17 protein-coding genes and 1 pseudogene are annotated in these 18377 nt (G+C 42.4%); 7 read left to right on the forward strand and 11 right to left on the reverse strand.

Translation table 11 applies throughout. From position 1 onward, the window contains the following. Positions 1 to 121: 121 nt before the first annotated feature. The gene (locus BVC89_RS30020) at positions 122 to 343 is read right to left on the reverse strand and encodes a hypothetical protein (RefSeq protein WP_158658172.1); all 222 of its coding nucleotides are present in this window, start codon (positions 341 to 343) and stop codon (positions 122 to 124) included. Positions 344 to 415: 72 nt separating this feature from the next. Here BVC89_RS30020 and BVC89_RS28190 point away from each other — a divergent pair, with 72 nt between their 5' ends. Beyond that, positions 416 to 868, forward strand: coding sequence for an OsmC family protein (locus tag BVC89_RS28190; protein WP_086934417.1), 453 nt, complete (start codon positions 416 to 418; stop codon positions 866 to 868). Between the two features lie 228 nt (positions 869 to 1096). Further along, the gene (locus BVC89_RS28195; protein ID WP_158658173.1) at positions 1097 to 2146 is read left to right on the forward strand and encodes a LacI family DNA-binding transcriptional regulator; all 1050 of its coding nucleotides are present in this window, start codon (positions 1097 to 1099) and stop codon (positions 2144 to 2146) included. 85 nt (positions 2147 to 2231) lie between these two features. Here the strand turns inward: BVC89_RS28195 and BVC89_RS28200 are convergent, their stop codons facing one another. From BVC89_RS28200 to lldD, 5 genes are all read right to left on the reverse strand, one after another. Further along, on the reverse strand, positions 2232 to 3272 hold the full coding sequence (locus BVC89_RS28200) for an arginine N-succinyltransferase (RefSeq protein ID WP_158658174.1): 1041 nt from the start codon (positions 3270 to 3272) through the stop codon (positions 2232 to 2234). A 12-nt stretch (positions 3273 to 3284) separates the two neighbouring features. Then, positions 3285 to 4646 (reverse strand): aminotransferase, encoded by a 1362-nt coding sequence (locus BVC89_RS28205; RefSeq protein ID WP_086934420.1) that lies wholly within the window; start codon positions 4644 to 4646, stop codon positions 3285 to 3287. Between the two features lie 56 nt (positions 4647 to 4702). Continuing rightward, positions 4703 to 5590 carry a citrulline utilization hydrolase CtlX gene (gene ctlX, locus BVC89_RS28210; protein WP_086934785.1) on the reverse strand — a complete coding sequence of 296 codons (888 nt, stop codon included), beginning with the start codon at positions 5588 to 5590 and terminating at the stop codon, positions 4703 to 4705. Positions 5591 to 5822: 232 nt separating this feature from the next. Further along, on the reverse strand, positions 5823 to 6275 hold the full coding sequence (locus BVC89_RS28215; protein ID WP_086934421.1) for an Lrp/AsnC family transcriptional regulator: 453 nt from the start codon (positions 6273 to 6275) through the stop codon (positions 5823 to 5825). 32 nt (positions 6276 to 6307) lie between these two features. Continuing rightward, positions 6308 to 7444: an FMN-dependent L-lactate dehydrogenase LldD gene (gene lldD / locus BVC89_RS28220; RefSeq protein ID WP_086934422.1), complete on the reverse strand. Its 1137-nt coding sequence runs from the start codon at positions 7442 to 7444 to the stop codon at positions 6308 to 6310. A 106-nt stretch (positions 7445 to 7550) separates the two neighbouring features. Here lldD and BVC89_RS28225 point away from each other — a divergent pair, with 106 nt between their 5' ends. Continuing rightward, positions 7551 to 8450 (forward strand): LysR family transcriptional regulator, encoded by a 900-nt coding sequence (locus BVC89_RS28225; RefSeq protein WP_086934423.1) that lies wholly within the window; start codon positions 7551 to 7553, stop codon positions 8448 to 8450. A gap of 55 nt (positions 8451 to 8505) precedes the next feature. On the opposite strand, the gene BVC89_RS28230 is transcribed toward BVC89_RS28225, so the two are convergent. Then, positions 8506 to 9501: an ABC transporter substrate-binding protein gene (locus BVC89_RS28230; RefSeq protein WP_086934424.1), complete on the reverse strand. Its 996-nt coding sequence runs from the start codon at positions 9499 to 9501 to the stop codon at positions 8506 to 8508. 749 nt (positions 9502 to 10250) lie between these two features. Here BVC89_RS28230 and BVC89_RS28235 point away from each other — a divergent pair. The 4 genes and pseudogenes from BVC89_RS28235 (at position 10251) to BVC89_RS30440 (ending at position 12259) form a co-directional block, all read left to right on the forward strand. Next, positions 10251 to 10517, forward strand: coding sequence for a hypothetical protein (locus tag BVC89_RS28235; RefSeq protein ID WP_086934425.1), 267 nt, complete (start codon positions 10251 to 10253; stop codon positions 10515 to 10517). Positions 10518 to 11075: 558 nt separating this feature from the next. Beyond that, a complete protein-coding gene (locus tag BVC89_RS28240; RefSeq protein WP_086934426.1) occupies positions 11076 to 11618 on the forward strand; it encodes a hypothetical protein in 543 nt (180 codons plus the stop codon). Positions 11619 to 11872: 254 nt separating this feature from the next. Further along, positions 11873 to 12049 (forward strand): annotated as a pseudogene (locus tag BVC89_RS30830) (RING finger domain-containing protein); the annotation flags it as partial. A 33-nt stretch (positions 12050 to 12082) separates the two neighbouring features. Next, positions 12083 to 12259 carry a hypothetical protein gene (locus BVC89_RS30440; RefSeq protein ID WP_245929263.1) on the forward strand — a complete coding sequence of 59 codons (177 nt, stop codon included), beginning with the start codon at positions 12083 to 12085 and terminating at the stop codon, positions 12257 to 12259. Positions 12260 to 13277: 1018 nt separating this feature from the next. On the opposite strand, the gene BVC89_RS28250 is transcribed toward BVC89_RS30440, so the two are convergent. From BVC89_RS28250 to BVC89_RS28265, 4 genes are read right to left on the reverse strand one after another with little or no spacing between them, the layout of a single operon-like run. Then, positions 13278 to 14855, reverse strand: coding sequence for a tryptophan halogenase family protein (locus BVC89_RS28250; protein ID WP_086934428.1), 1578 nt, complete (start codon positions 14853 to 14855; stop codon positions 13278 to 13280). A gap of 14 nt (positions 14856 to 14869) precedes the next feature. Continuing rightward, on the reverse strand, positions 14870 to 16387 hold the full coding sequence (locus BVC89_RS28255) for a tryptophan halogenase family protein (protein WP_086934429.1): 1518 nt from the start codon (positions 16385 to 16387) through the stop codon (positions 14870 to 14872). 15 nt (positions 16388 to 16402) lie between these two features. Continuing rightward, positions 16403 to 17431, reverse strand: coding sequence for a cupin-like domain-containing protein (locus BVC89_RS28260; protein WP_086934430.1), 1029 nt, complete (start codon positions 17429 to 17431; stop codon positions 16403 to 16405). Between the two features lie 24 nt (positions 17432 to 17455). Continuing rightward, entirely contained in the window at positions 17456 to 18187 is a 732-nt protein-coding gene (locus BVC89_RS28265) for a SapC family protein (protein WP_086934431.1), read from the reverse strand. Positions 18188 to 18377: the final 190 nt, after the last annotated feature.

An 18377-nucleotide genomic window follows, 5' to 3' on the forward strand; every position in this document is an offset into this window, starting at 1 on the left:
AAGTCGCTTATTTAATATGAAATCACAACAATCACAAAACCAAGAGAAACTATTAAATGAATACCTTAACAAGGCGAGTAAGCGCGACTAAAAACATAGAGCCTGAGTTAGCCATTAAGACTTAGTAAAATAAGATGAGATTAGTGGCAATACATGTGCAATCGCGTAAAACTGAGACGACAAGAAACAATGCACCTAACTGAATGAAAACCACTTTAGACCACCTTCCAGAAAACAAACTAGAAGTACCACGCATTAATTGCTGATGAGGAATTGAATTCGCTTCAGGGCCAAGCCCAACAACAAAAAACACTGATAGTGTCGGGAAAACCAGCGGTGGCATAAGTACTAGTTTTTCTATTTAATTAGGAATTCGTCTATATTCAACCGACGACTACCTGCGAGGAGCGATCTAATGTCTGAATATTATGCTACGGTCAAATGGGAACGGGGTGAGCAAGGTTTTCTAGACCGGAAATACAGCCGAGCTCACGAATGGCATTTCGATGGTGGCGTTGTGGTACCAGCGTCTTCTTCCCCCCACATTGTCCCCGTACCCATGTCCAGCGAAGCTAATGTCGATCCAGAGGAAGCCTTTATTGCCTCCTTATCTAGCTGTCATATGCTGTTCTTTTTGGACTATGCTGCAAGAGCAGGCTTAACAGTGAATACTTACATCGACCAAGCTTCAGGTACTTTGGCAAAAAATGCCGATGGAAAGCTGGCTATGACAGAAGTAATTTTAAAGCCGAAAATTGTATTTGAAGATCAACAACCCAGCAAAGACAAAGTCGCGAATCTCCACGAGCAATCCCATCATGCCTGTTTCATCGCTAATTCTGTGCACACTCAGATAAAAATAATGTAAAGGATATTCCTCTTATCAGCTTTTGGCATTAAAATCATTAAAAAGTGATATCTATTACAGTTGATCTTTACGGTTATGTAAATTCACTACTTTTTTGTATATCAAACAGGCTAATACATCTTAGCGATAGGCTCGACTTGTGTTATTGTAAAAGAAGACAGCGCAGGACAATCTTATCCATTGTTCGCTGCATATTTTATATCAACACGCAATGATGAATATATTTTCATGACCACTGCCGCAGATCAAAACCAGTTTGGCCGCCCTGCGACAATTGATGATGTCGCCAAGAACGCCGGAGTCTCGACCAAGACAGTTTCACGAGTCTTAAATCGAGCTCCCAATGTAAAATCGACCACCCGAGATCGTGTGGAACAAGCGATGCAAGTGCTCGCTTATCGCCCGAACTCTCCGGCTCGCATGCTCGCGAGTAATCGCACATACTTGATTGGTCTGATATATAACAACACCGACTCGAATTATATTACCAACATCCAAAATGGTGTCCTAAGTGCCTGTTTGCCTGAGCACTATGACTTACTCATCCACCCCTGTAGCTACACAAACCCCTCGGTGCTCAATGACATTCGCGAGTTTATTTCCAGTAAAAGGGTAGACGGACTGGTACTTGTCCCACCATTGTCCGATGTCGCTGGTATCCACGAATTTATCAGTCAGCAAGGGATAGCCAATATCGCTATCTCAAGGGAGCCTGTAGACGATACAGACTGGACTGTCTGTACGAACGATCGCGAAATTTGTAAACAAATGGTGCGGCATTTATCCCGCCTTGGTCACCAGCGTATTGCCTTTGTGCGTAGCCATCCTGATCACACAGCAATGGCCAATCGTTACCTTGGCTATCTCGACGGCATGGCCGAAGCCAATTTAGATATTGATGAAAGGCTGATTGTTCAAGGTGAGAATACTTTCGAGTCAGGTATCGATTGCGGCATTCAACTTTTACGCTTACAGCCTATGCCTACTGCAATTTTCTGCGCCAACGACCATATGGCAGCAGGGGTTATGAAGGTTGCCCACGAACGTAAGTTAGATATTCCTGGGGATATCTCTATTGCTGGATTCGACGATGAACCTTTGGCCTCTCAGGTATGGCCCCATCTTACCACCGTCAAACAACCACTAATTGAAATGGCCGAGATCGCCACCAAACAACTTATCCGCATGGTGCGCGATGAAAAGCCAAAAGACTTGCGTATTGTTGTTAATGCGGAGCTGGTGTTTCGTCAATCCACGGGGCCTGCAAAACATAGCTGAAGACTCTGCGGGCAGCAAGAAGTAAGTAACCAATTACGTCTTATCTTTTGGTATGAACCCCAATGCCGGACTGATTATTAAGCGCCTATAGTAATGAATACCGTACCTTCGCCCCTGCCTTTACTTGCAGGGCTTCCACAGTGTCCGGAGGCAATACAACCTCGCCATCTTCATTAATCTCAAGTGACGATATACACACACGAAATGCACTAATGTCTCCAGCACAAATTAAATATGTGTTGGAGCTTGTTTCGGAAGTCATATCAAAAGTCGCCTGGGATAAGTTGCCTGACACAACGGCCTGCTTGCTGTTGTTTACAGTAACTAGCTGGTCGATATAAGCGTCAACACTCGGCGCTCCATCAAAAATGTCATACTGGCCGTTACACTTAAAGCCTTCTTTTTCCAACATCGCCAATGCTGCCCTGCCATCGTCATTGGGCCGGCCAATCACTTCCTGCGCTTCTTTTGGCAGTAGATTGATATAAATAGGATGTTTGGGCATAAGATCAGCGATAATTTGATTGCCATTAAGAGCACCGAACAAGTCAGCTTCGGCGTAGCTCATATCAAAAAAGTGTTTGCCCAGTGCCTCCCAAAAAGGTGAGCGCCCATCTTCATCAAAGTATCCACGTAAATCCGCCATCACTTGGTCGGGAAAGCGTTCTCTGAATTCTCTCATAAACAAATAACGGCTGCGCGCCAACAGTTTGCCATTGTTGTTTTTACGATATTCTGGCATCAGGAATAAAGTCGCCACTTCGGCAAAACCCTCGAAGTGATTGGTCAGGTGAAGAGTTTCGATCGCCACCTTTTTGTTGCTCTGGCGGTTATATTGGGTTTGCCTGTTTAACTTGTAGGAATAGAACTGGTCATCCTCGCCAAGCTTGGCAATAACACCAGCAGTGCCGACAAGTTTCCCTGTAGCAGTATCTTCCATGACAAATAAGTAAGACTCATTGCCTGCTTCGCTTATTGCCGATTCAATACTTTGTGTTGAGCGAGCAATCTTGCGAGACAGCGTATCTCTGTCCGGCGGCAGAGTCGTCATACCAGGAGAGGCGGCGTGCGCTAGATCCATTAGGTTATCAAGATCATGAGTTTGTATAGGTCGAACGACAATCATTGGCATTATCTCCTACAAAGCTTGCTTATACTTAGCCATCACTGGGCGTAGTGACAATTCGAAGCGATCGATTATTTTGTCAATATCTTCTTCCATGCAAATCAACGGCGGGGAAAATGCGATGCTATCAACAGAAGGCAGCGGCCTTGCGATCAGACCATTTTTGTAGCATTCCTGAGCTACCGCCTGGGCAATCTTGGTAGACTTATCAAAAAAAGTTTTGCTCGTTTTATCCTGTACCAGTTGCACCGCAGCAATAAGTCCTTTACCACGCACCTCAGCCACAAAGTCATCCCCTTCAAAGCGCCTAGTAAGTTGTTGCTTAAAGTAATTGCCTATTCGCCCAGCCTGCTCCACCAGATTCTCGTTCTCAATGATATCGAGATTCGCAAGCGCCACCGCAGCACCAACAGGATGACCAGAATAGGTATAACCATGAGCAAAGTTACCGTACTTCTTCGAACCTTCACGCACTAATTGCCAGATTTCATCAGACATAAACGCTGCGGACATGGGAAAATAACCGCTGGTTAAACCTTTAGCCGTTGTCATCATATCCGGCTCGATACCATAGACCTCAGAACCAAACCAACGACCTAAACGTCCATAACCACTCACCACTTCATCGGCAACAAATAAGATATCGTATTTTTTGGTAATACTTTGTATCGCTTCAAAGTAACCTTCAGGTGGTGTTACCACTCCCCCTGCACCTAGCACTGGCTCAGCAATAAAGGCCGCGATCGACTCAGGCCCCTCTTGTTCAATTAGGCTTTCCAACTCGGCAGCCCTCCTGTTAGAAAAACCCCGTTCGCTCTCACCTTCCTGTGCATGGCGAAAGTAATCGGGGGACCCTGTATGCAATATGTGATTAATAGGTAAGTCGAAAGCTTGGTGAAAGGAAGGCAAGCCAGTAAGGCTAGCAGTAGCTACCGAGGTTCCGTGGTAGGCCTGCCAGCGAGATATGATTTTCTTCTTTTTAGGTTTACCACGTACATTGTTGATATACCAAATAAGCTTAATCAAGCTATCGTTGCCATCGGACCCGCCGCTACCAAAAAACACCTTGGACAAAGAGGTTGGCACCTTCTCCATTAACCGTTCCGCTAATGCCATTTGAGGGTGGTTCGACATACCTGAAAACGTATGATAGAAACCCATATTCAAGGCCGATTCTTGCATGGCATCCGCCAACTCTTTACGGCCATAACCCACATTGACGCACCATAGTCCCGCTACTGCGTCGATTAGCTCCTGCCCTTTGCTATCTTGCAAATATATGCCTTTGCCAGAAGACATAATTCTGGGACCATTTTTAGCAAGTTCGTCAGCATTGGTGGCGGGGTGCAATATAGAATAGGATTTATCAGTCATAGGAATTACTCTTATTATTGGTCCAGTGTGATGTTTCGGGCTTAAATTGCATACGCTTACTTGGGTAGTAAGTGAATACCCGCAATCATGCAACGTACTGATCCACCTGCCATTTCTATGGTGTTTACCTTAATTGGTAGTAAACGAACACTTTTTTCCATCTCAGATTTTTGAGCGGGAGTCAGGGTGTTATAAGCCGTTTGAGAAAGGGCAAGAATGCGACCTTCACTTCCTGTCAATTCGATACAGTTTCCTGCAAATTGCGCTATTTGTTCACCAGATACGTGGATAATTTCGCGACCGGAATCGGTCATTCGTTTGACAAGTTCATCTCTTTCAACCAGTGACGGAATCATATCCAACGCCAACACGGCAAATTCATTGGTGATCGACATAAATACGTTGCTGTGATAAATCGGCACACCATTAGCGTCTTGAGCATGGAAAGAAAAGGAGTTGTACCCCAGTTGTTTGCAAAAAACATTGAGTAGTGCGGGGTTGGCACGATTAGAAGGAACCATGTAAACAACCTTCTCTAAGTGATCGATCACCATCGCACCGGTACCTTCAAGATAGAGGTTCTCATGTTCAAATTGTGCATAGTCAATCACCTGACTGACACAGTACTCACGTTCAAGCATCTCGATTACATCTTGCCGACGTTCCTTACGTCGGTTAGGTGCATACATGGGATAAACAACCACCTGCCCATTTGGGTGGGTGGAGAACCAGTTGTTTGGAAAAACAGAATCCGGTGTTTCTGTGGATGTATCATCAAAAACATGGACATTGATACCACATTTTCTCAACTCTGACACAGCATTATTAAATTCAATATAAGCACTGCGAGCTGTATCCTGCGCATCTACCGATGCAGCTTGATACTGGAAAGTATTATCGGCTTCGGTTTCCGGGTTCGGCCTAAAATTATGCGGCCTAATCATCACCACCGATGAAGGTGCTTGTGCATTATGGGATTTTTTATTCACGACGGATCTACAGATGAAACAATTTATCGAGAAGAAATATTAAATTGAGAAATCTGCAATCGCTATAAGCAACTTTGCTAGAAACAAGCCCGTTTTTTCGCAATTTGCTACTTTTCAGTATAAATTTTGAAAAATTGCGTGCTTAGCATTCCATTTACTTGCGATTAAAAACGCTAGACTTCTACAGCTAAACCGTGCTGAGAAGAATACTGGTTTCGCTATTGAGTACCCCTTCGATTTCACGAACATCGCGCAAGACACGGTCAAACTCTTGCAAGTTTGCTGCGCAAATTTCCGCCACGAGATCCCAGCCACCATTGGTGGTGTGTATTTTCTCAAGCTCGGGAATCCGCCTTAAACGAAGAATAACTTGAGAGGTGGACTTACCTGCAACCTCAATCATCATTACCGCACGCACACTGTTTGGGTCAAAGTCATCGCGCACCCGCACAGAAAAGCCCAAAAGAGCACCTGATGCAAAGAGCTTATCCAAACGATTCTGCACTGTTCCACGCGACAGCTTCAAAACTTCTGCCAAGACAGATATGGGCGCTCTCGCATCGCGCTTAAGCAAGGCGATCAGCTCCCGATCGGTGGCATCAAAGGGGCTTAGCGGATCACGCTTTTTTTCTTTCGTCATGGCTAATTTAATCCAGATTTAACTGCTAAGTCTCAACAATGAACCAATATATCTTCAGTGATTTGGGCAATGGTCTTCGCCCCTGTGAGTGTCATGGCGACCTCCATCTCTTTGCGATATAAATCAAGTAGGTGCTCCACACCAGCTTGCCCTTGGGCAGCTAAAGCGTAAATATAAGATCGTCCTAGCATAGTGCAATCTGCGCCGAGCGCAAGCATGCGCACCACATCCAAACCATTACGAATGCCCGAATCAACGAAGATTTTAAGATCCCCTTTTACTTTACTTGCGATCATTGGCAATGCTTGCGCAGTAGAGAGAGCTCCGTCAAGTTGGCGTCCACCATGATTCGATACAACAATACCATCGGCACCAAATGCTACAGCATCTTTTGCATCCCCCTCATCTAAAATTCCCTTAACAATCATCTTGCCATCCCAGGTATCACGAATCCATTCTAAGTCTTGCCATGATATTGATGGATCAAAATTGGCTCCCAACCATCCGATGTAATCTTCCAATTTAGTGGGGGAACCACGATAAGTGGAGATATTACCCAAATCATGGGGCTTACCTAGTAAACCGACATTCAAGGCCCAACTCGGATGGCACATGGCTTGAAATATCCGACGCATATTCGCATATTGGCCACTCATCCCCGAATGCATATCACGGTAGCGCGCACCGGGCACTGGCATATCTACAGTAAACACAAGTGTTTTTACACCAGCGTGTTGAGCCCGATCGAGCACATTTTTCATAAAGCCACGATCTTTCAGTACATACAATTGAAACCACATTGGACGCTCAATTACCGGGGCAACTTCTTCGATAGCACATACCGATACAGTGGACATGGTAAAAGGAATACCCTTGTTTTGCGCCGCTTTCGCGGCCTGTACTTCACCTCGTTTAGCGTACATACCTGTAAGACCTACAGGCGATAATGCGATGGGTAAAGCAAAAGACTCATCCCAAATCTGAGTACTCAGATCAAGATCTGCCATATTACGCAATACTCGCTGTTTTAGAGCGATGTTGGCCAGATCTTGACTGTTGTTGTGAAGCGTTTTCTCAGCATAGGAACCACCGTCAATATAATGAAATAGAAATGGTGGCAATTTATCTTTAGCCGCAACACGAAAGTCTGTGGGAGAAGAGATAATCATCGAAGTTAATCCATATCTTGGGTCTGTTTACATCAACTTAGCGCTTCCCGATAAATCATAAAATAGGCATTATGGATCAGACTATTTCTATTTAGGACATAATAAAATGCATTTAGACGACTTAATCCTGTTTTCTCACGTAGCTGAGCTCGGTAGCTTCGTTCGTGCAGCAGAAAAAAGTGACCTCGCCAATTCAGTCGTGAGCAAACGTATTTCTCGTCTAGAAGCCCACCTTGGCGTTCAGCTTTTTTATCGTACTACCCGAAAACTCACTTTGACCGAAGCTGGAATGACGCTAAGACAGCGGGCAAAAAACATTGAAATTGCCGCAGCCGAAGCCATGGACTCAATTTCAGGTTTGGGCGAAACAATGACAGGCCATATCAAGATGTCAGTGCCCACCATCTCAGGTGATCTATTAATAGCCGAAGCAGTAGCGGAATTCTGCCAACAGCATCCCGGCTTAACTGTTGATATGTCACTGGAAAATCGTTTTGTAGATCTCATTGAAGGAGGCTATGACCTAGTAATCCGCACAGGCTATTTAGAAGACTCAAGCTTAATTGCACGCCGCTTTCTTGAGTCTAACTGGATTGTGTGTGCCTCACCTAAATACCTTAAACAATACGGTTCGCCAACAAACCCTATCGATCTGCAGCAGCACAATTGTCTGCAATACACATATCATACGAGTGGCGCCAGTGAATGGGAGTTTAAATCTGAGACGGGCAACTACATGGTCAAAGTTGCAGGATCGTTTTTTACCGACAACGCAGCAGCACTGCGTAAAACCACCTTGGCAGGCTACGGCATTGCTTATGTACCACGTTGCTTAGTTTATACTGACTTGCAAAATAATAGTTTGGTGGATTTGTTCCCAACGCTTGTAGCCAAAAAAGTCGGTATATACGCAGTTTATCCCTTTACGAAGCAAGCACCGAAAAAAATAAGACTGTTGGTAGAACATATCCGCCAACGTTATCTTGATATGGCACATTATTTTTAGGGTCGATTAAAGCAAAAACCGCCACTCATTAGCTTTATTTGGCCACTCATTAGCTTTATTTGAAGGTTGCCCCGTCTTCGATAGATTTCGGTAATGTCAAACCGAATTTACTAAGGCTTTTCTTGTTAAAGTAATAATTTTTAGCTCTGGAAGATTTAATCCTGACAGTATCTTTTTTGCCAAGTATATTCTTTGCCATAATAGCAGCATTGTACCCGTGGCTTGCCCCCTCAAGCACGATTGCTCCTACTATTTGATTTTCCTCTATCAGCCCCTCTCCCACAACATTCTTCATTATGGTAAAGATCGGGATTTTTGAGTTTCTACTTGTCCACTCTATGACGGCATTGGCATCAATTACTGCATCATTACTTCTATCTTTGATCGTGTACCAGTTTTTTAACAAAATCGCATCGTAATTTTCATGTGCGGATGTCACAGCTTTTTTCCAGGTATCAAAATAACCTATGCTTTTTCGGTCAATTTTACCGTGATCAAGAATCACTTTTTCCTGACCTTCAAAGTTCATTGCTATGATTGCTTTAGCGGATGAACTGTCGTCAAATAAAATTAAAACATCTTTTTTTTCAGGTGGTAAAATCTTTCTAATGGTTCGCACCAAAGATACTGAAAGTCGCCTTTCGAGTATGCCATACACATTATTAGGAATCTTGTTGCCGCTAAAATAGTTCCTAGGATTATTGTCTATACCATAAAAAACTGTTGGGAATTTAGCTTGAGCAAGATAAGGACCAAGGCGTTCTAGTGCTACATCATCTGCCACAAAAAGAAGCGCCGGATTTATTTCTTTCACCTTTCTCCAAGCATACTCACTTGCCAGAACATGTTCAGTTGAAGAGGTTCGCTTTGCATCTAAATAAAATATGGTGAGTTTATCATCGGCTTCAAGCCCAGACCGCAGACCTGCGATACAGTCCTGAGTCCAGTGATTCTCTGCATGGTAACTAGATATAAGTGCAAATTCGCGAGCATAAGCATAACTATTAAGAAAAGTTCCGAGCGAAACAAAGAGCAATAAAGCGTATTTCATTTTCCAAGCTTTGGTTTAGATTGTTGTCATCAAGAGCTTCTAATGAAGCTTGGACTATTATTAGTTATTAGTAAACATCAAGAAGCTGGAGCCTATTAATATGTTCATCGTGAGAATTACCTCAGATGATAATAGTATCTTCGCATATTTATATGGATCAACGTCACCATAAGCAAGTAATGTCAATTAAATTTGACGCATAGTAATACCAAAAGTCGTTCTAGTACATCTCCTTAACCTTTATCAAAAACTTGAAAACGTTTTCGCCTTATCTAGCGCTCTATGGAAAAGCTTGGCCTATAGGTTGTCATTCATTATTTATCAAAGTTATTAATCTTAAGCTCGCTTTTTTAGCACTCTGCTATCATAGCTATCATTTCTAAAAAGACTTTATTTAGCTCTATAACTCCGGCTTATAATATTATGTGCAATATTTGCTTTTTATCATCAACAGTGACAACTCAATATTAAAATTTAATTCGATCATGGTTGATTGATAGACAGAAACGAAACGATCTTTTTTGATGATTTTTATGCCACCATGTAAAGGTATCTCTATTTCCCTAAACAATATGCACAAGAGTATTACAATATAGAAATCCCATTACAACGCCATTCAACGAAAGTAGAAGTCGCAATAAATATTTTGAGTTAAAAAAATGAACCTATTGCCTTAAATCGATACTCTACTCATAAATATTTAAATCATTCGTTATATTTATGACAAACCCTAAACGGTAAATATGTGTATGCAGTTAAATAACTTTCCTTCTGTTCTTATTTCCTCTCGTCATTTGTTGGCCTACGCCCGTCAGCAAACGCAGAAATTAAATAGCAAATATAAGGATTCAGGATTTCAGTTTCGTGTTATTGATATTTATAGGATGGATATAGAAAAATCAGAAAAACTTTTAAACGATACATTAGAATTTGAACGGTATAAAAAGCAATATGAGTTTGCTTTCATAGCTTCTCAGTATGCTTCTTGGAATAAAAGAATAAGCTATACAAAATAATTTACTACAGCACCTATCCTTTCGGTGTAATTATTTATTTAAATTTATGACTTTTTAAACTCTCATTATCGAAAGACTTACAGATATGCTTAACTAATAAGTGCAAATCTTTATATGCCTCATAAGATATGTACAGCTTACGATTATTCTCACTAATATTTTTACCATAATAATTAAAAACTTGCACCACACCAATTTTCTTTTTTTTACCAATTATTTCAGACCTCAGTACAAGAAAAACAAAAAAATAGGAAATGGAATTAAAAATGTCAAAAAAATATATTTATTCGTAACCTTGTTACATATTAAAACATTCCTAAAACAATCAAAACTCTATTATTAAAGTTACTTTCTAAAAATACTGTCGTCGCCTTATTCATACTTAAGAACCCTCTCTAAATATCCATAGATAAGCAAATATAAAAAGACTCGATACCCTAGAGAAATATTATACGCAAACTAAAAACACTAATTGCGTCTCACTCCTCTTTTTGTGTTATGAACATTATTTACGCCATTGACACCTATGTGTACAAATAAAGTGAATGGATTTTTATCATGTTGAAAACAAGTAACCAACCACCTGTTTCTGGAACACGTGCAACAGCGTACACCAACACGGCTAATCTAGCACCTACAAGCGGAGAGGTTAGACGCACACAATCTAAAACGCCTGTTATGATTGGTAGCAACTCCTCTCAAAACAGTATGCTTACTTCCCTAACACGAGATACATTGCAAGGTGATATCGCTAATAGACAAGCGCAAGGATTGCACCCACTGCCGAAACACGATCTACAAAGACAAATTATTGATGCTCACCTACAAGCAAAAGGAGAAGGCATAGCCCCTGGCGATAATAGCCTTCAACGTCAAATATCTAAAGAGGAATGGCAAGGTGCTCGCGGTATTGTCAATGCTATAACAACAGTTATTGCTGCCGCTGAAATGGTCTCACCTAGCACACTCCCTAGTGCAAGCGATGGCGGCAGTCTAGGTGTTAGTTTACCAGGCCATGTGCGTATTCCAATACCGCCAACTCAAGCAGAGGATCTAAATGAAGCAGCAAAAAAAATGATGAACGAGAGACCTGAGACCTAGAGATAACATCTAACGAAGATAATTTATTATCAACTCTCAATATACATCTTGAAGCAAGAAACATGTGATCCAACTAGTCTTTATGTAATTTTATTACTGTATTAAAGGAAGTTTACCTTGGTGGAGACAATAACAGTTGATGTGGCACTTGTAATATTTAGTACGTGGCACTTCATATTCTAGTTGTTATTATTAACCGAACTGCATGCGTAACTTATTCTACAAAGTACAAACTAATTCATCGGATAAAAGCCATGTTCTGTAACCATACAGGTAAGTACCGTAAGCTTCATTCATCTATACAAAACCCCAACTGCCCTATTTGCCTAAATGATTTTAAAAACACAGACAAAGTCACCATATTAAAGTGTAAAAACTCACATGCTCTGCATAGAACCTGCAAAAAATCATTACTCAAATCAGATTACCCCAGATGTCCTTATGACTCGGTAGATCTAAGGAGTATGCCAAGAAAGCACTGGGATACATTGCAAGCAAACCGACAAGCAAGACAATCGGCTAGGCGAGATATACGTTTAAGACCCGAGCCATTCAATATAGAGCTATCTCAAGAACAACGATCACACTACGAGAGACTTCGAATTGAAAGACAAGCTAGGCGGCTAAGCCATGCCAGATAAAAAGTCTATTTCTTCTAAAAATTATTTACTACGAAAAACATTTAGAATTGTTAAAGATACTTAGCATATTTATTAAAATAGAGTCTGACCCTATTCGTTATTCTAACTAGGGCTCGCATATTCTTCACTGCAAGCCCGATGATTTAAGATCGTGATGATCTTCCAACTTTCCTTAGCCTAGGTTGATCAACTAATAAAAATCGCTCATAGTTTGCGTTAACTTTAGCTTTTTGCTTATGAACATTTCTGATGTGGAGACCCATGCTAGCAGTAGGTTGATTCAATGCTTCTCTTCTATATTTACTTGTTTTTTTAATGCCACTAGGATGATATAACGATTGTACGACACTAGTAGTTCCACATATTAAGCATCTTGTTGCGACAGCCGTTGCCGTTTTTCTATCTTGCGCTGAGTTTCCAAGTTTTATATATCCATTCAATCTGTAGGCGCTGGGATGTGTTTAATGTGCTAGTTGCATATATCTCTCTTTAGTTTATTCATGTTTAAACTTTGCATATATTCTTAGTACCAATAAGAATCTTCTTGTCTTATATTTCTTTGTGTTCAACTGAGAAATTTTATAACGGTATGATCTAGAAGATCCTAACGTTGCGGAGACTAGACAAGTGATAGACCACTTATAAAGCTCACGATCACAACACTAACAGTATATTGAGGTTGGTCTTTGTCAATTACTTAACATGTTTAACACATGACTGCCATGTAATGGCTGAACGAATGTGTGATTGCTGTATTGGCAACCTTAGTAAGAGTGAAACAATACGTCTGTCGGACATCCTCTTGCTTCATAAGCCATTCGCTATACATGAATAGTTAACATCGTATAACTTATATGATGCTCTTAAGTCGTTTGTTAAGAGGAAGACTTGATCGAGTCGGACATTAAGAGCGCCTTAGTCTTTTTTTCATAAGTCGTATTCTCATTTTTACGGTACTTTAACACGTAACTTTTCGTACGAACTTTTTAGGCCACTACAAATTTTTGAATACAAAATGCTAAGAATTAGCGTTAATCATATCCAAAAGTGTTCGATTACTCTCAACTTTAGGTGTAATAAGACTGAGGTTACGAGCCATATTATTGATGGCTTTGCGAGAGAAGTTTTCCAGTATGGGCGAGTTGAATTTAGCGTGACTTTGGGTTTTAAACCCCATGCCATAGAGCACGTATTGGTAGCTTGCAGCAGGAAAGGCTTCATCGATACTATCAAAGTCAGTTTTCCATGGTGCTTGTTGTTGCCAGAGCTGCAGATCTTCTTTTAGTCGCTCGGATAGGGATGATTCAGCGGAGGCTTCACGCCAAAAAGGTTCTTGTCGGTGTGACAATGCGTAGTGGAGTTTTAGGAAGTCGATAATTCGTTGCCAACGATAGTGGCAGCGTTTATTAAAACGTTTCGAGAGCACATCCATAGAGGTGCGAGTAACAGGCATTTGATCGGCAATCATATTGGCAGAAGCTTCAATCAGCATCATAGCAGAAGCTTCCAACGGTTCTAAAAAGCCCGCGGCCAAACCGATAGCAGCACAGTTTTTATGCCAGAAGGTTTCCCTATAGCCGGGTTTTATATCAATACTTCTCGGTGTGAGTTGCTCAAAGGCTTGCTCGTTCATGCCCAGGTAGTTTCGCAATTGCACAGCAGCTTGTTGCTGGGAAACATAACGGTCGCAGTAGACATGCCCTACCCCGCGTCGAGTGGATAAACCAATATCCCAAATCCACCCGGCTTCCTGTGCAGTGGATATGGTGGCAGATTTAATGGAGCGATCTTCGCCATAGGGTACTTGCACCGCAAGTGCCGAGTTAATGGGCAACTCTGCGCTTTTATCCAAAAATGGAATGCCAAAGTGCTGGCCTAACAATAATGAGCGAAAGCCGCTGCAATCAATAAATAAGTCGGCGGCAATATCCCCGCTATGCTCGGTTTGTACATGGGCGATATCGCCATTGTCTTGTGATACAACACCAATCACCTTATCTTTAATAAGATGAACACCTAATTTTTCAACACAGTGCGCTTTTAAGAATTCCGAGAAAGTGCCCGCATCCAGATGGTAGCCATAATTGGCAACGCCGGAGTAATTGCCAGAGCTGCGCAGTTTGGGTGAGAGGTCTTTCTCACAAAGATGCTCCTGTGGACAGGCCATTTTGGAAAAAGAAGTGGCTGCTTTATTATCCAGCCCTGCTGTGTTTACCCAATACTGAGCAAGATTGCCTTCCAAAAAACCTTGGGGTAGATCGAATGGATGGTAGTAGTAATCATCAGCACTTCCATCTTTCCAACCCACAAACTTAGAACCTTGCTTAAAGGAAGCATGGCAGGCTTTTAGAAAATCTTCCTCTTTTATCCCTACACTATGTAGAGTCCCACGCATCGTAGGCCATGTACCCTCACCTACGCCAATAATAGGAATATCGGGTGCTTCGATCAGGCTAATGTGCATACCTGAGTTATTCTTCTGAGAATTGTTCTCGCCAAAATTGTGCCCAGCGTGCTTGGCAGCAAGAATTGCCGCTGTCAGCCAACCGGCGGTACCGCCACCGACAATAAGAATAGAGTTTACTGGCTTAGACATAGAGAAAACTCCATTTATTGTTCTGAAAATACCTGATATTGACGTAAAAAGTCGGCATGTTTCGGCATACTAGCCACCATCTTATCTATCTGTGCTTTCAAATCTGCCAAGGCAGTTTTTAATTGGCCGTCCGCCAGCAAATGCCCCATATGATGATAACCTCGACTCTCAAGCCCCTGACCACGCATGACTTGATTCCACGAATCCACACGGAAAAGGTCGGAGCCATCTTGATAAGCGATGGCTGAGTTTTTATATAAGTCAATTCTGTGTTGTAGGGAATCTGGAACTTCTAATGCCGCCCGCTGTTGCCAAAACTCAGCGTCTTGACGCTGGTTGAGTTTGTAATGGGCAATAAGAAAATCGCGAATACTTTCTAGCTCAGCATTGCTAAGGGTGTTGTAACGATTTCTCAAGGCATCATTAACTCCGTCGAAGGGGAACATTTGAATCAGTCGAGTAGCACCTATCTGAATCAGGTGAATACTGGTAGATTCTAAAGGCTCCAAAAAACCACTGGATAAGCCCAAGGCCACACAGTTTTTGGACCATACTTCGTGACGCTTACCGGTGAGGAATTTTATCGGCCTAGGATCCGAGACTCGCTCCCCTTGAATATTGGCCATTAAGGTTTCATGGGCTTCATCATCTGACATATAGTCACTACAATAAACCAGGCCATTACCCACGCGATGTTGCAGCGGAATTCGCCACTGCCAGCCTGCTTTATGAGCGATCGAACGCGTATAAGGTAGGATCTCTTCGCTCACCCTGGTCTGTACCGCAAGAGCTCTGTTCATGGGAAGCCAGTGGCTCCAATCTTCGTAACCAACACCGAGAGCGCCATTAATTAGTAGACCTCGAAATCCTGTGCAATCAATAAATAGATCCCCTGATATTGATTGGCCATCTTCTAAATCCAATCTGTCGATATAGCCAGTATCAGGATGAAGGCGTACATCCTTTATCTTTCCCTCTATACGTTTTGCACCGCGCTGTTCACTGAAGTTTCTTAAAAACTTCGCATAGAGGCCAGCATCAAGGTGATAGGCATAATTAAGCTGGGTATGGTTGGGCTGATTTTGTTCTGAAGTCGCAAACTTGCCCGCTTCAGCAGCTTGCAGCTCAAGGCAGTAATCATCCATATCGCTGCACCACCCTTTGGAGTTGGCGTAGTGCCACATGTGCTGGAAATCACCCATCCAGGTGGAGCGCCCCACCTTACCGAAGGAATGGATATAGCGATCACCTACTTGCCCCCAGTTTTCAAAGGCAATACCCAGCTTAAAGCTAGCTCTGGTGGCGCGCATAAATTCTCTTTCGTCGATACCTATGAGACGATGGAATGTTTTATGTGTAGGAATAGTAGCTTCACCAACCCCTACCGTACCAATATCATCAGATTCAATAAGGGTGATATCCAGAAGACTTCCCAGTTGGCTCGACAAGCTTGCTGCAGCAATCCATCCGGCAGTGCCTCCACCTGCAATCACTACTTTGCGAACGGATTCTTTGCAAACAGATTGAACCATGACATCTACCTCTTTTTATCTATTAAACCTTTTAATCAATTTTGCTCGCAGACGCCTAGCCGTCATAGCATCCATAGGAGAGAGCTCTCCCCAAATATGTTCGGGCAAATGCTCACGCGGGGTTTCCGGCTCACCAAAAACATAGTAGTCAAACAGGCTGCGCCATGCCTGTTTCTCATTGTCTGGTCGATCACGCAAACTTAGCAACCCATGTAAAAGTGTGCTCATTGGATCATCTACATGACTATCTACGGTATTCCACCAGTAGTTGATCATAATATTAAAATCATCTAGCGCCTCCACCTGATGCCACCACATAGCGGGATAGACCAACACATCCCCCGCCTCTAGATCCGCTACCTGAGCGCATTCAAGTGCAGCTTTAGCTTTTGGAAAACGTTCAAAATCCGGGGCGTTTAGGTCAAACATACTGACCACTTGCCCACCGGGCGTGGGCTCTAGGGGACCTGGGTAGAGATTAGCAATTTGATCTGGAGGAAATAAGGTGAACCGACGACGACCAGCCAAGCAAGCAGCAACATTATTAGAGACGTCATAATGAATAGCTGCGGTGGTGCGATTGCCAAGCCAAATACCGGCACGCGGTGGATATTTTTGAAATGTATCCCCCTTCAGAAGTAAATCATCACTTTCAATCAAGCTAGGGAAATGATTGGCAACTTCAGCGGAGCCAACATAAAAACAAGCACCTGTGCCAGCAACTTTTTCTTGTTTTAATCTTTGGAAAAAATCGGCTAATGATATGTACTCTGTACTGAAGTTAAGCCCGTTCATCTCGGCATTATAGAAGAACCGCGTTTTTGCTTCCGGACCTGCTGTGTAATTGAGTAATGGACGTTCACTGACATGGGACAAAAGATAAGACATGGCCTGTTCATCAGATTGTAGCGCCGCCTGCACAAGAGGTGCCTTATGAAGAGCACCCTTTAAAATACAGGGTTCACCTGATTGAATAAGCTCGTTAAAATCAATGTCGTTAAACTGCTTTCCTTGGAGTGCCTTGGTTTTTCTTTCTACACCCATAAACTTATCATCACATCATTTTGATTAGCCAAGCACATTTGCTTTGCGTAATTTCATATCGATTATTCGCGACACATTCCCAGAAGATGATAAAACAGCAAAACAATGCTCTAGCAAGCCCAACTGATTGAGCTTATGCAATTCATCACCACTTAACGACTCCATCCGAGATCGGCTAATAGTAAATACATCAGGAACCGTATATTGCACAGTTTCGCTGATATTAGCCTGCACTGTTACGGGCTCAATCAAATTAAATGATGTTAATTGAGAAAAGAAATCGTCCACAACGCTAGCACCCACATGGATTCGTCTAAGTGCCTGCAGCATATCTTCAAAATAAGGCGAGTAGCCACCATGAGGAAGGAATATACTTTCCCCTTGCTCATTGCTAACACGAGCATCGTCCATATTAATTCTAATCAATGGATCTGCTTGTTCTAGGTTGCCTTCTTGGCTATCTTTGATTTCCAGAGCAAATGGGCCACGCATCTGTACAGCTGGTACATAGCGAGCGCTCCATTGATCGTCTTGTAAAAACAGGTTTTCGTCTTTATCAAGCCCTAGGATCACAACAGCATAAAATTTTTTATCATCTGACTGACGGAAAAAGATGGGGTATTCGCGCTGTAATGCTTGAAATTCGGTAGGAAATACAAGTGCTTGGTTTATGTTGTCTCCATATTCTTGGCCATATTGAACTTTAACTTTTAAGTTGGCGTGATCAATATGATCAAGTGCAGCAAAGGTCGGCATAGAACGCACCTCCTCCTTCTAAATATTGAATGTTATGGGCATCGAGTAGGATGCATTCTGGCACATTTAACCTTCACAGCAAAAAGACTTCCCATTTTTTTTCAGCCATCGCCGCCAGAATAATGAACATAAACCAGATTTTTCTTACGCTAAAAAAAGAGCCACAATAAAATGTGGCTCCAAAATTAGG

The organism is Agarilytica rhodophyticola (assembly GCF_002157225.2).
GTDB lineage: Bacteria > Pseudomonadota > Gammaproteobacteria > Pseudomonadales > Cellvibrionaceae > Agarilytica > Agarilytica rhodophyticola.

Coding starts and splice junctions, on each gene's coding strand:
- BVC89_RS28200 (WP_158658174.1), bottom strand. CDS start 3,272: ATGATTGTCGTTCGACCTATACAAACTCATGATCTTGATAACCTAATG.
- BVC89_RS30440 (WP_245929263.1), top strand. CDS start 12,083: ATGCCAAGAAAGCACTGGGATACATTGCAAGCAAACCGACAAGCAAGA.
- BVC89_RS28255 (WP_086934429.1), bottom strand. CDS start 16,387: ATGGTTCAATCTGTTTGCAAAGAATCCGTTCGCAAAGTAGTGATTGCA.
- BVC89_RS28225 (WP_086934423.1), top strand. CDS start 7,551: ATGCATTTAGACGACTTAATCCTGTTTTCTCACGTAGCTGAGCTCGGT.
- BVC89_RS28195 (WP_158658173.1), top strand. CDS start 1,097: ATGACCACTGCCGCAGATCAAAACCAGTTTGGCCGCCCTGCGACAATT.
- BVC89_RS28265 (WP_086934431.1), bottom strand. CDS start 18,187: ATGCCGACCTTTGCTGCACTTGATCATATTGATCACGCCAACTTAAAA.
- BVC89_RS28205 (WP_086934420.1), bottom strand. CDS start 4,646: ATGACTGATAAATCCTATTCTATATTGCACCCCGCCACCAATGCTGAC.
- BVC89_RS28240 (WP_086934426.1), top strand. CDS start 11,076: ATGTTGAAAACAAGTAACCAACCACCTGTTTCTGGAACACGTGCAACA.
- BVC89_RS28260 (WP_086934430.1), bottom strand. CDS start 17,431: ATGGGTGTAGAAAGAAAAACCAAGGCACTCCAAGGAAAGCAGTTTAAC.
- ctlX (WP_086934785.1), bottom strand. CDS start 5,590: ATGATTAGGCCGCATAATTTTAGGCCGAACCCGGAAACCGAAGCCGAT.
- BVC89_RS28235 (WP_086934425.1), top strand. CDS start 10,251: ATGCAGTTAAATAACTTTCCTTCTGTTCTTATTTCCTCTCGTCATTTG.
- BVC89_RS28215 (WP_086934421.1), bottom strand. CDS start 6,275: ATGACGAAAGAAAAAAAGCGTGATCCGCTAAGCCCCTTTGATGCCACC.
- BVC89_RS30020 (WP_158658172.1), bottom strand. CDS start 343: ATGCCACCGCTGGTTTTCCCGACACTATCAGTGTTTTTTGTTGTTGGG.
- BVC89_RS28230 (WP_086934424.1), bottom strand. CDS start 9,501: ATGAAATACGCTTTATTGCTCTTTGTTTCGCTCGGAACTTTTCTTAAT.
- BVC89_RS28190 (WP_086934417.1), top strand. CDS start 416: ATGTCTGAATATTATGCTACGGTCAAATGGGAACGGGGTGAGCAAGGT.
- BVC89_RS28250 (WP_086934428.1), bottom strand. CDS start 14,855: ATGTCTAAGCCAGTAAACTCTATTCTTATTGTCGGTGGCGGTACCGCC.
- lldD (WP_086934422.1), bottom strand. CDS start 7,444: ATGATTATCTCTTCTCCCACAGACTTTCGTGTTGCGGCTAAAGATAAA.